Source organism: Serratia sp. K-E0102, assembly GCF_029962625.1.
In the GTDB taxonomy this organism is placed as follows: Bacteria; Pseudomonadota; Gammaproteobacteria; order Enterobacterales; family Enterobacteriaceae; genus Serratia; species Serratia sarumanii.
In genome coordinates this window covers 5,011,494-5,023,266 of the sequence record NZ_CP124754.1, presented here as the reverse complement: position 1 = coordinate 5,023,266, position 11,773 = coordinate 5,011,494, and the positions used below count along the sequence as shown (strand labels likewise).

Below are 11,773 nucleotides of genomic sequence, written 5' to 3'. Positions count from 1 at the left end.
AATAGCCCAATCCTGGAGATAACCGAATGTCAGCGTCTTTTTATCAGCAGTTGGAACAACAGCTTGCCGCCACTCGCAGTGAAGGGCTGTTCAAGGAAGAACGCATCATCACCTCCGCGCAACAGGCGGATATCGCCGTTGCCGACGGCAGCCATGTGATCAACTTCTGCGCCAATAACTACCTGGGCCTGGCCAACCACCCGGCGCTGATCGCCGCCGCCAAGTCGGGAATGGACAGCCACGGTTTCGGCATGGCGTCGGTGCGCTTCATCTGCGGCACCCAGGACAGCCACAAGCAGTTGGAACAGAAACTGGCGGCCTTTTTGGGCATGGAAGACGCGATCCTGTACTCCTCCTGCTTCGACGCCAACGGCGGGCTGTTCGAAACCCTGCTCGGCCCGGAAGACGCCATTATCTCCGATGCGCTGAACCACGCGTCGATCATTGACGGCGTGCGCCTGTGCAAGGCCAAACGCTATCGCTACGCCAATAACGACATGACCGAGCTGGCCGCGCAGCTGAAGCAGGCCAAAGCCGACGGCGCGCGCCACATTCTGATCGCCACCGACGGCGTCTTCTCGATGGACGGCGTGATCGCCAACCTGAAAGGGGTTTGCGATCTGGCGGACGAGTACCAGGCGCTGGTGATGGTGGATGACTCCCATGCGGTGGGCTTTGTCGGCGCCAACGGGCACGGCACCCATGAATACTGCGAAGTGATGGGCCGCGTCGATATCATCACCGGTACGTTAGGCAAAGCGCTGGGCGGCGCGTCCGGCGGCTACACCGCGGCCAAGAAAGAAGTGGTGGAGTGGCTGCGTCAGCGTTCGCGACCGTACCTGTTCTCCAACTCGCTGGCGCCGGCGATCGTCGCCGCGTCGATCAAAGTGCTGGAACTGCTGGAAGAGGGCGATGCCCTGCGCGATCGCCTGTGGGCCAACGCGCGTCTGTTCCGCGAAAAAATGACCGCCGCCGGCTTCACGTTGGCCGGTGCCGATCACGCCATCATCCCGGTGATGCTGGGTGAGGCGAAGTTGGCGCAGGAATTCGCCAATGCGTTGCTCAAGGAAGGCATCTATGTGACCGGTTTCTTCTATCCGGTGGTGCCGAAAGGCCAGGCGCGCATCCGTACCCAGATGTCCGCCGACCACACCCCGGAGCAAATCGAACGCGCAGTGGCGGCGTTTACACGTATCGGTAAGGATCTTGGCGTTATTGCATAAGGTAAAACCATGAAAGCACTGTCAAAACTGAAAGCGGAAGAAGGGATTTGGATGACCGACGTGCCTCAGCCGGAGCTGGGCCACAACGACATCATGATCAAAATCCGCAAAACCGCGATCTGCGGCACCGATGTGCATATCTACAACTGGGACGAGTGGTCGCAAAAAACCATTCCGGTTCCGATGGTGGTCGGCCATGAATACGTGGGCGAAGTGGTGGCGATCGGTCAGGAAGTCAAAGGCTTCAGCATCGGCGATCGCGTGTCCGGCGAAGGCCACATCACCTGCGGCCACTGCCGCAACTGCCGCGGCGGCCGCACGCACCTGTGCCGCAACACCGTCGGCGTGGGCGTGAACCGTCCGGGCAGCTTCGCGGAATACCTTGTGATCCCGGCGTTCAACGCCTTCAAGATCCCGGATAACATCTCCGACGAACTGGCTTCGATCTTCGATCCGTTCGGCAACGCGGTGCACACCGCGCTGTCGTTCGATCTGGTCGGGGAAGACGTGCTGGTGTCCGGCGCCGGCCCGATCGGCATCATGGCGGCGGCGGTGTGCAAACACGTCGGCGCCCGCCATGTGGTGATCACCGACGTTAACGAATACCGCCTGGAACTGGCGCGCAAGATGGGTGTGACCCGCGCGGTGAACGTCAGCAAGGAAAACCTTAACGACGTGATGGCCGAGCTGGGCATGACCGAAGGGTTCGACGTCGGTCTGGAAATGTCCGGCGCGCCGCCGGCGTTCCGCACGTTGCTCAACGCGATGAACCACGGCGGACGTATCGCCATGCTGGGCATTCCGCCTTCGGACATGTCGATTGACTGGAATCAGGTCATCTTCAAGGGGCTGTTTATCAAAGGGATTTACGGCCGTGAAATGTTTGAAACCTGGTATAAGATGGCGGCGCTGATCCAGTCCGGTCTTGATTTGAGCCCGATCATCACCCACCGATTCTCGATCGACGAGTTCCAGCAGGGCTTCGACGCCATGCGCTCCGGCAAGTCGGGTAAAGTGGTGCTGAGCTGGGATTAATCTCGGCTGATGTGAAAAGGGCCGGAATTCCGGCCTTTTTTTATGTTTGCGGTTTGGCTTGCGTCCAGTGCTGCCAATGACGCTTGATGAAGGTCACCGGCGGCGAGGTGGCGATGCTGTCGGCGATGATGCCCAGCGCGGTGCCGGCGTTGGTTTTTTCCTTTGGCGGTTTGACCTTGCACTGCTTGATGCCACCGCTGAATGGGTTCTTCGGCTGCGGTTTTTGCGGTTTGACCGGCGGAGGGACGTAGCTGCCGCCGCCGTTGCCCTGCGGTTCATTCAGCAGCGCGCTCGGTTTGACCAGCACGATATCGGCGGGCAGCGACGGCAGCATCTGCTGCAGCACCTTCACCGTCGCCGGGCGCGGGTGGCCGATGGCGATGGCAGAGCCGTTGCGCCGTGCCAATTCGACCGCGCGGTTGAACTGGCGACGGATGTCGGCTTCGTTCGCGGTATCGTCGAGGAACACCTTGCGTTTGATCACTTTCACGCCGGTGCCTGCCGCGGCGCGGGTCGCCTGGCTGTTGCCGATGGTCATGCTGTCGAGGAAGTACAGGCGGTAGCTTTCGAGCGCCTGCATTACTTTCTGCATGCCCGGCAGGCTGGAGGTCATGGCGCTGCCCATGTGGTTGTTCATGCCGACCGCGTAGGGCACGTTGTTCACCGCGTTGCGGATGATGCGCTGGATCTCTTCGCTGCTCATGGAAGGCTGCAGGGTATCGCGCTCCAGCGGCTGCTTGCTCAGCGGCGCCATCGGCATGTGGATCAAGACTTCACGGCCCTGGCTGTGGGCGCGGGTGGCCATCAGGCGGGCATGCGGCGCGTTGGGCAACACCGCGACCGAGATTGCCGTCGGCATTTGCAGCACCGCGTTTTCTTCGTGAGGGCGGTAGCCCACGTCATCGATGACGATGGAGAGTTTTCCTGCCTGCGCAGCGTAAACCTGCAGCAGACAGCCTATTAACAGAGCTGTACGGGTTTTGACATAACGCAAATCTATCTTCCCAACCACGGCAGTGGGTTAACCGCCTGTCCCTGACGACGGATTTCGAAATAGAGCGACGGCGTTCCCTGGCCGCCGCTGGTGCCGACCAGAGCGATCGGCTGGCCGGCGCGCACCTGCGCCCCGACGTTGACCAACGCGCTTTGGTTATAGCCGTACACGCTCATGTCGCCTTTACCGTGTTCGACCACCACCATCAGGCCATAGCCTTGCAGCCAGTCGGCCAGCAGCACGCGGCCATCGGCGACGGCTTTCACTTCGCTGCCTTCGCGGGCTTCGATCACCATGCCTTTCCAGCGTAGCTCGCCCTGCTGCTGTTCGCCAAAGCCGTGCAGCGTGCGCCCGCGCACCGGCCACATCAGCTGGCCGGCCGGACGACCGAGACCGCCGGTTCGCGCCATCAGCGATCGATCGGCTTCGCTAGGTTTGTAGGTGGTGCCGGTTTTCTTCGCCTGCTGCTCCTTGATGCGCACCTGTTCGCGCACCTTGGCCGCTTCACGCGCTTCGCGTTCGGCGCGCGCACGGGCTTCGCGCTCCGCCCGGGCGATCTTGTCGCGCATGCGGGCTTCGTTCTGGCGCAGTTCCACCAGGCGTTGTTGGTCTTTTTCCAGCGAGGCTTCCAGCGCGGTCAGCGTTTTCTTGCGGGCGCCGCGCGCCTGCTCCAGCTTCTGCTGCTGCGTCTGTTGCTCGCCCAGTAAGGATTTTTGCTGGCCCTGTTTGGCCACCAGCGTGGTTTTTTGCTTCGCCAGCTCGGCGCGGGTCTGCTTCAGCTCTTCGATGGTTTTCTGACGCGCTTCGTTCAGATAGCCGAAATAGGCCAGAATACGTTCGCTGCGCTGGCTTTCTTCACCGCTGAGGATCAGCTGCACGGCGCTGTGCTGCCCTTGCCGGAAGGCGGCGTCGAGCTGTTTGGCGAGGAGGTTTTGTTGGGTTGATTGCTGCTTTTGCAGTTTGGCTATCGAGGCGTTCAGGCCGGCAATGTCCTTGCCCAACTGGGTGAGCGTGCTCTGGGTGTCGCGCAGCTGGCGGCTGGCCTGGGCGATGGTTTTTTCCTGCTGACGCAGCTGATCCTGCAGCGAGCTGCGCTGCTGTTGCTGCTGCTTCACCGCCTTTTCTTTCTCGGCGATGCTCTGCTGGATGTCTTTCAGCTGGGATTTATTGTCCTCCGCCGCCTGGCCGGCGAGCGGCAACAGCAAGACGCCAGCGCAAAATACGCTGGCGCACATGGCGGTGAACGTCCTTGGCGCGGTGCGTTCAGGCAGCGGCCGGCTGCCTGCGTTTGCGCTTCGGGTTACCCTTGATAGTGCAAAAAACGCCTTCTCCCTCATGGAGAAGGATTATTCCACGATGAACAGCGGCTTACCAGTCATCTCTTGCGGGATTTCCATTCCCATCAGCGTTAACAGGGTTGGCGCGATGTCCGAAAGCTTGCCGCCTTCGACCGCCCGCGCCGGTTTACCGACGTAAATCAGCGGCACCGGCAGGCTGGTGTGGGCGGTGTGCGCCTGGCCGGTGGCCGGATCGCGCATCTGCTCTGCGTTGCCGTGATCGGCGGTGATCAGCAGCTGACCATCGACGTCGCGCACCGCATCAACCACCTGGGCGATGCAGGCGTCCAGCGTTTCCACCGCTTTGACCGCCGCTTCATACACGCCGGTATGCCCCACCATGTCGCCGTTCGGGTAGTTGCAGATAATGGCGTCGTATTTGCCGCTGCGGATGGCGCTCAGCAGCTTGTCGGTCAGCTCGGCGGCGCTCATCTCCGGCTGCAGATCGTAGGTGGCGACCTTCGGCGAGTTGACCAGCACGCGGTCTTCGCCCTTGAACGGCGCTTCCACGCCGCCGTTATAGAAGAAGGTGACGTGGGCGTATTTTTCGGTTTCCGAGATGCGCAGCTGGGTTTTGTCGTGCTTCATCAGCCATTCGCCGAAGGTGTTGGCCAGCGACGCCGGCGGATAGGCGCAAGCGGTCGCGATGTCGGCGGCGTATTCGGTCAGCATCACGAAATCGCCGAACTGCACCTGTTTGGCGCGCGGGAAACCGTCGAAATCTGCGTTCACGAAGGCGCGGGTGATCTGGCGCGCGCGGTCGGCGCGGAAGTTCATGAAGATCAACGCGTCGCCGTCCTGCATCGCGGCATCGGCCTCACCGGCGGCGCGGATCACGGTCGGTCTGACGAACTCGTCGTTTTCACCGCGCTGGTAGGCGGCCTGCAAACCGGCGACCGCATCCTCGGCCACGGCGTCGCCTTTGGCCGCGGTCAGCAGGTCATAGGCCAGCTGCACGCGATCCCAGCGGTTGTCGCGGTCCATCGCGTAGTAGCGGCCGATCAGCGAGGCGATGCGCCCGACGCCCAACGCGGCGAAGGCGTCGCGGCAGCGTTGCAGCGGGGCTTCGGCGCTGCGCGGCGGCGTGTCGCGCCCGTCGAGGAAGGCATGCAGATAAACGGCTTTGGCGCCGCGTTTGGCGGCCAGCTTGATCATGGCCAGGATGTGCTCGTCGTGACTGTGCACGCCGCCCGGCGACAGCAGGCCCATGATATGCACTGCCTTGCCGGCCGCTACGGCCTTATCGACGGCGGCGGTCAGCACCGGGTTGGCGAAGAAGTCGCCGTCGGCGATCGCTTTGTCCAGCCGGGTCAGATCCTGGTACACGATGCGCCCGGCGCCCAGGTTGACGTGGCCGACTTCGGAGTTGCCCATTTGCCCATCGGGCAGGCCGACATCCAGCCCGGAAGCGGCGATCAGCGTATGCGGCTGCTCCCGCCACAGACGGTCCATCACCGGGGTGCCGGCGTTCAGGATCGCGTTGTCCTGCCGCTCTTCACGATGGCCGTAACCGTCCAGGATCACCAGTACCATCGGTTTTTTGTTGCTCGACATTGCATTGACCTCTTATGAACTTTTTAAGCTGCGAATAGCCATGCGCCCGCCGCAGGCATGGCTATTCACCCTCGAAAAACCGGCTGATTTTACACCGCCGGCGGCGATAAATAGCCCAAAGAGATCAAGGTTGCGGCGAATCGCGCGGGCTTTTATGCTCTGACGTCGGGAATTTCTCAGCGCAGCCCGCAGTTTCTACAATCGCGCTTGCTTATTGGCTGTATTTGCCGCACTCGGCAGGTATACTCTGGAACCTTGACTTATTTATCCCTTAACTGACGGGAGTTGTTACACCCCATGCTGCAAGAAATTATGCCATTCGTAAGCAGACACCCTATTCTGAGCCTGGCTTGGATCGCTCTGCTGGTTGCCGTGATCGTCATGACCTTCAAAAGCCGTTTCTCCAAGGTCAAAGAGATCGCCCGCGGTGAAGCTATTCGCCTGATCAACAAAGAAGAAGCTGTGGTGGTCGACACCCGCAGCCGCGACGATTTTCGCCGTGGTCACCTGGCCAACGCCATCAACCTGACCGCCAGCGAAATCAAAAGCGGCAGCCTGGGCGAGCTGGAAAAACACAAAGCGCAGCCGATCATCGTCGTGTGCGCCAACGGCACCGCCTCCCGCGAGCCGGCGGAGAACCTGAGCAAGGCCGGTTTTGAAAAGGTGACTATGCTGAAAGACGGCATTTCCGGCTGGAGTGGAGAAAACCTGCCGCTGGTGCGCGGTAAGTAACCGTTTAACCTATTTGAGGTGGCAATCCATGGCTAACATTGATATCTACACCAAAGCGACCTGTCCGTTCTGCCATCGCGCCAAGGCGCTGTTGAACAGCAAGGGCGCGGCGTTTAACGAGATCGCCATCGACGGCGATAACGCCAAGCGCGAAGTGATGATCGAGCGCAGCGGGCGCACCACCGTGCCGCAGATTTTCATCGATGGCCGGCATATCGGCGGCTGCGATGATTTATATGAACTCGATGCTCGCGGCGGCCTGGATCCACTGCTTTAAGCAGCTTGCCGGTTCACCGAGTGTCAATAAGGACGTTTAACCAAGGGTATTACTCACATGTCAGAACAAAACAGCACCGAAATGGCTTTCCAGATCCAACGTATTTATACCAAGGACATCTCTTTCGAAGCGCCGAATGCGCCGCAGGTTTTCCAGCAGGAATGGCAGCCGGAAGTTAAACTTGATCTGGATACCGCGTCCAGCCAGCTGGCTGACGAAGTGTATGAAGTGGTACTGCGCGTAACCGTGACGGCGACCCTGGGCGAAGAGACCGCGTTCCTGTGCGAAGTGCAACAGGCGGGCATCTTCTCGGTAGCAGGCATCGAAGGCACGCAGCTGGCGCATTGCCTGGGCGCATACTGCCCGAACATCCTGTTCCCGTATGCGCGCGAGTGCATCACCAGCCTGGTTTCCCGCGGTACGTTCCCGCAGCTGAACCTGGCACCGGTCAACTTTGACGCGCTGTTCATGAACTATCTGCAGCAGCAGGCGGAAGGCGAAGGTGCCGCACCACATCAGGATGCCTGATGAACACCGTCAATGCTTCAATGACTGTCATCGGTGCCGGCTCGTACGGCACCGCATTGGCCATTACGCTGGCGCGTAACGGCCACACCGTGGTGCTGTGGGGGCATAACCCCGCGCAAGTTCAAACGTTGCAGCAAGATCGCTGCAATCAGGCGTTTCTGCCCGACGTTCCCTTCCCCGATACCCTGCTGCTTGAAGCCGATTTGGCGCGGGCGCTGGCGGCCAGCCGCGACGTGCTGGTGGTGGTGCCGAGCCACGTGTTCGGCGACGTGCTGCGCCAGCTGAAGCCGCATCTGCGCCCGGACGCCCGCATCGTGTGGGCCACCAAGGGGCTGGAAGCGGAAACCGGCCGGTTGCTGCAGGACGTGGCGCGTGAGGCGCTGGGCGAGGCGATCCCGCTGGCGGTGCTCTCCGGGCCGACGTTCGCCAAAGAGCTGGCCGCCGGCCTGCCGACGGCGATCGCGCTGGCGGCGACCGATGCGCAGTTCGCCGACGATCTGCAACAGCTGTTGCACTGCGGCAAGAGCTTCCGCGTCTACAGCAATCCCGATTTCATCGGCGTGCAGCTTGGCGGCGCGGTGAAGAACGTGATCGCCATCGGCGCCGGCATGTCCGACGGCATCGGTTTTGGCGCCAACGCCCGCACCGCGTTGATTACACGCGGGCTGGCGGAAATGAGCCGTCTGGGTTCTGCGCTCGGCGCCGATCCTTCGACGTTCATGGGCATGGCGGGGCTGGGGGATCTGGTGCTAACCTGCACGGACAACCAATCGCGCAACCGCCGCTTCGGCATTATGCTGGGGCAGGGCAAAGGCGTGCAGGAAGCGCAGGACAGCATCGGTCAGGTGGTCGAGGGCTATCGCAATACCAAAGAGGTGTTGGCGCTGGCGCAGCGGCACGGTGTGGAAATGCCGATCACCGAACAGATTTATCAGGTGCTTTACTGCCATAAAGACGCCCGCGAAGCGGCGCTGAGCCTGCTGGGGCGAGCCCGAAAGGACGAAAAACCCAGCGCGTGACATAAAACGATATGTCGGGGCAGCATGCTGACCCCGCTAATGACCTGGGCCGCTTCGCGCTACCGTGTGAAGCGGCCCGTTTGGCAAGGCAGAGGGGAATGTGATGTCGTCAGAAGAGTTGGAACAGGTCTGGAACAGCATTAAATCAGAAGCGCGAGCACTGGCTGATTGTGAACCGATGCTGGCCAGCTTTTTCCATGCGACGTTGCTCAAGCACGAGAACCTGGGCAGCGCGCTCAGCTATATGCTGGCCAACAAGCTGGCGACGCCGATCATGCCCGCCATCGCGGTGCGCGAGGTGGTGGAAGAGGCCTACAAGTCCGACAACCAGATGATCGTGTCGGCGGCGCGCGATATCCTCGCGGTACGGCTGCGCGACCCGGCGGTCGATAAATACTCCACGCCGCTGCTTTACCTGAAAGGGTTCCATGCGTTGCAGGCTTACCGCATCGGTCACTGGCTGTGGCAGCAAGGGCGGCAAGCGCTGGCTATCTACCTGCAAAATCAAATTTCCGTCGCCTTCGGCGTGGACATCCACCCGGCGGCGACCATCGGCTGCGGCATCATGCTCGACCACGCCACCGGCATCGTGATCGGTGAAACGGCGGTGGTGGAGAACAATGTCTCTATCCTGCAGTCGGTCACCCTGGGCGGTACCGGTAAAACCAGCGGCGACCGTCACCCGAAAATCCGCGAAGGGGTGATGATTGGCGCTGGCGCCAAAATTCTCGGCAATATCGAAGTGGGCAAGGGCGCGAAGATCGGCGCGGGCTCGGTGGTCTTGCAGGCGATACCGCCGCACACCACCGCCGCCGGCGTGCCGGCGCGCATCGTCGGGCGGCCGGAGAGCGATACGCCGTCGATGGATATGGACCAATACTTTAACGGCACCAATCACGGCTTCGAGTACGGCGACGGCATCTGAGCGCCGTCTGTGCAGCCATTCAGGGGGAGCTTCGGCTCCCCCTGTGTTTTTCAGGCGGCGGTCAGCCCTGTTTCGGGAAGTTGGTGATATCGGTGACGATGTCGTCGATCGCCGCCTTGACGTCATCCGCCGTGACCGGCGTGCTGTCGTTGTTGACGGTTTTGCCGTAGGCCTTGCGTACCACTTCCATCACCGTTTTACCAGTATCTTGGTCGATCAGCTCGCCTTCGATATACAGCGCGGTATTTTGCGTCCGGTGCCCGGTAGCAGCCATGGTGCTGGCGACCACCGCGGCGACCGGCACCACCTCATAGAATTTCATGTCTTCATTTTCGGCGGAAACGGCGGTGATGGCGAGCTTGGCCACCAGCACGCGCGAGCCCGTCGGGCTTGGCAGAATGGTGAAGCGGTTCTGCAGCGCGGTTTTGATCCGCTGGGTCGCGTAGGCCTTAATCTTGTTCAGTGTGTCCTGGCTGACGCGCGCCGTGGGTTTCTCCGCCGGGAAATAGACCACCGGTTGGAAATAGAGGCCGCGATAGTTGGATTCCTTGTAGCTTGGGTCTATCCAGCGCAGCGTTTTATGGCCGCTTGGCGAGGTGGTTTCCTGCAGTTTGCTGTAATCGGACAAGAAGCCCGAATACTGCGACGTTTGGGTGACTTTGGACGAACAGCCCGCCAGCATCAGGCCCGCTGCCAGAACCGCCATGGCAACGCTCAAGCGTTGTTTCTTCATATGGTTTCCTATGATGAGTGGTGATTACCCTTACAAAACATAGCGCATTATCTACGCCTCATCGGGCATTTTCGGGGCCGGGCGTGCCCTGCCGCGGCCTTTTTTCAGGATCGTGATGCGCCGCCGGTTTTCGCCGTCAGCGCCGATGATAAGGCGGCGAGCAAGTCGTCCGCCTTGGCCAGCGTCTGGCGTTGCTCAGCTTGCCACCGGGGCAACAAGGGCCAGAGATCCGCCTGATGTTCTGCCTGCAGGCACCAGACCTCACGATCGTGCCAGTCGCCGAGGGCGCTTTGCGCCGCCTTGAGGCCCGCCATCGCGGCGGGAGAGAGGGGGAGGCGTTGCGGATAGGCTTCGGCCGCGTAGCGCAGGCGCTTTATCAGCAGCCGCAGGCGGTGGCGATCGTAGCCGGTATCGGCCAATGCCCGGCGCAATTGCTGTTGCTGGCGCTGCAGGCGTCGGTTCAGGCGGTGTTTGGCGGTGCGTCGCGCGGTGCGGCGGAAGCGGCGCGGCCAGGTGTGCAACAGCGAGGGAAAGTCGATGATCTGCGGATGGGCGAGCAGTTGACGGTAGCGGGCCTGAAGATCGCTCTGGCGCACGTTGGCCTGCCGATCCAGGCGATGGCGCGCCAGTTCGGCGATCAGCACCTCGAGATCGCGCAGCGGCGTCGTGAGCCTGCCCAACTCGGCGGCGGCCCGATCGAGCCGCGTTGCGCCGGGGCAGCCGCGCAACGGGCACAGCAGGCTGCGAATGCGGCGCAGACAGACGCGCAAGTCGTGCAGCGCTTCGGTGTCTTGCGCCTGTTGCAGCCGCAACAGCGCCTCGTTCAGCGCCGGCTCAAGCCGGCGAAGCTGGGTGACAATATCTGCGACGAAAGCCATGTGCCGTGCTCTGGAGAGGATGACCCTTTCAGTATGGCGCGTCGTCGCGGATTACGCCTTGATCAGCGCGCCGGCATAGTCCAGCTGCCGCCAGGCCTCATACACGACCACCGAGACGGCATTCGACAGGTTCATGCTGCGGCTTTGCGCCTGCATCGGGATGCGGATTTTTTGCTGCGCAGGCAGCGCATCGAGGATATCGGCGGGTAACCCGCGCGTTTCCGGGCCGAACAGCAGGTAGTCGCCGGCCTGATAGCTGACGGCGCTGTGCGCCGGCGTGCCTTTGGTGGTGAGGGCAAACAGCCGTTGCGGCTTTTCGGCGGCGAGAAAGGCGGCGTAATCGGCATGACGGCTGACGCGGGTGAACTCATGGTAGTCCAGCCCGGCGCGGCGCAGGCGCTTGTCGTCCCACGGGAAACCCAGCGGTTCGATCAGGTGCAGGTTAAAGCCGGTATTGGCGCACAGGCGGATGATATTGCCGGTGTTGGGTGGAATTTCGGGTTCAAATAAAACGATGTTCAGCATGTTGCAGGCCCCT

Annotated in this window: 13 protein-coding genes; 7 read left to right on the top strand and 6 right to left on the bottom strand. The window is 61.7% G+C overall.

Features of this window, described 5'->3' with window-relative positions; translation table 11 throughout:
* Positions 1-26 precede the first annotated feature (26 nt).
* Entirely contained in the window at positions 27-1,223 is a 1,197-nt protein-coding gene (gene kbl / locus SSARUM2_RS23700) for a glycine C-acetyltransferase (RefSeq protein WP_060453248.1), read from the top strand.
* 9 nt (positions 1,224-1,232) lie between these two features.
* Positions 1,233-2,258 (top strand): L-threonine 3-dehydrogenase, encoded by a 1,026-nt coding sequence (gene tdh, locus SSARUM2_RS23695; RefSeq protein WP_060453249.1) that lies wholly within the window; start codon positions 1,233-1,235, stop codon positions 2,256-2,258.
* A 40-nt stretch (positions 2,259-2,298) separates the two neighbouring features.
* Here tdh and SSARUM2_RS23690 read toward each other — a convergent pair whose 3' ends face one another.
* Genes SSARUM2_RS23690 through gpmM form a run of 3 tightly spaced genes read right to left on the bottom strand, consistent with a single transcriptional unit; the run spans position 2,299 to position 6,143 of the window.
* Entirely contained in the window at positions 2,299-3,252 is a 954-nt protein-coding gene (locus SSARUM2_RS23690) for a divergent polysaccharide deacetylase family protein (RefSeq protein WP_060453250.1), read from the bottom strand.
* Positions 3,253-3,254: 2 nt separating this feature from the next.
* On the bottom strand, positions 3,255-4,589 hold the full coding sequence (gene envC, locus SSARUM2_RS23685; RefSeq protein ID WP_033649727.1) for a murein hydrolase activator EnvC: 1,335 nt from the start codon (positions 4,587-4,589) through the stop codon (positions 3,255-3,257).
* 9 nt (positions 4,590-4,598) lie between these two features.
* A complete protein-coding gene (gene gpmM, locus SSARUM2_RS23680) occupies positions 4,599-6,143 on the bottom strand; it encodes a 2,3-bisphosphoglycerate-independent phosphoglycerate mutase (RefSeq protein WP_060439593.1) in 1,545 nt (514 codons plus the stop codon).
* Between the two features lie 297 nt (positions 6,144-6,440).
* Between gpmM and SSARUM2_RS23675 the strand changes: the two genes are divergently transcribed.
* From SSARUM2_RS23675 to cysE, 5 genes are all read left to right on the top strand, one after another.
* Positions 6,441-6,875, top strand: a complete 435-nt coding sequence (locus SSARUM2_RS23675) for a rhodanese-like domain-containing protein (RefSeq protein WP_033649725.1) — start codon at positions 6,441-6,443, stop codon at positions 6,873-6,875.
* 28 nt (positions 6,876-6,903) lie between these two features.
* Positions 6,904-7,152, top strand: a complete 249-nt coding sequence (gene grxC / locus SSARUM2_RS23670) for a glutaredoxin 3 (RefSeq protein WP_004931142.1) — start codon at positions 6,904-6,906, stop codon at positions 7,150-7,152.
* A 57-nt stretch (positions 7,153-7,209) separates the two neighbouring features.
* Positions 7,210-7,680, top strand: a complete 471-nt coding sequence (gene secB / locus SSARUM2_RS23665; RefSeq protein WP_004931139.1) for a protein-export chaperone SecB — start codon at positions 7,210-7,212, stop codon at positions 7,678-7,680.
* A complete protein-coding gene (gene gpsA / locus SSARUM2_RS23660; protein WP_033636456.1) occupies positions 7,680-8,699 on the top strand; it encodes an NAD(P)H-dependent glycerol-3-phosphate dehydrogenase in 1,020 nt (339 codons plus the stop codon). The genes secB and gpsA overlap by 1 nt, the downstream gene beginning before the upstream one ends.
* Before the next feature lie 103 nt (positions 8,700-8,802).
* Positions 8,803-9,624: a serine O-acetyltransferase gene (gene cysE, locus SSARUM2_RS23655; protein ID WP_004931135.1), complete on the top strand. Its 822-nt coding sequence runs from the start codon at positions 8,803-8,805 to the stop codon at positions 9,622-9,624.
* A 61-nt stretch (positions 9,625-9,685) separates the two neighbouring features.
* Here cysE and SSARUM2_RS23650 read toward each other — a convergent pair whose 3' ends face one another.
* From SSARUM2_RS23650 to trmL, 3 genes are all read right to left on the bottom strand, one after another.
* A complete protein-coding gene (locus SSARUM2_RS23650) occupies positions 9,686-10,357 on the bottom strand; it encodes a DUF3313 domain-containing protein (RefSeq protein WP_060453251.1) in 672 nt (223 codons plus the stop codon).
* Positions 10,358-10,461: 104 nt separating this feature from the next.
* Positions 10,462-11,235, bottom strand: a complete 774-nt coding sequence (locus SSARUM2_RS23645) for a CHAD domain-containing protein (protein ID WP_060453252.1) — start codon at positions 11,233-11,235, stop codon at positions 10,462-10,464.
* Positions 11,236-11,286: 51 nt separating this feature from the next.
* Entirely contained in the window at positions 11,287-11,760 is a 474-nt protein-coding gene (gene trmL / locus SSARUM2_RS23640) for a tRNA (uridine(34)/cytosine(34)/5-carboxymethylaminomethyluridine(34)-2'-O)-methyltransferase TrmL (RefSeq protein WP_033636451.1), read from the bottom strand.
* Positions 11,761-11,773: the final 13 nt, after the last annotated feature.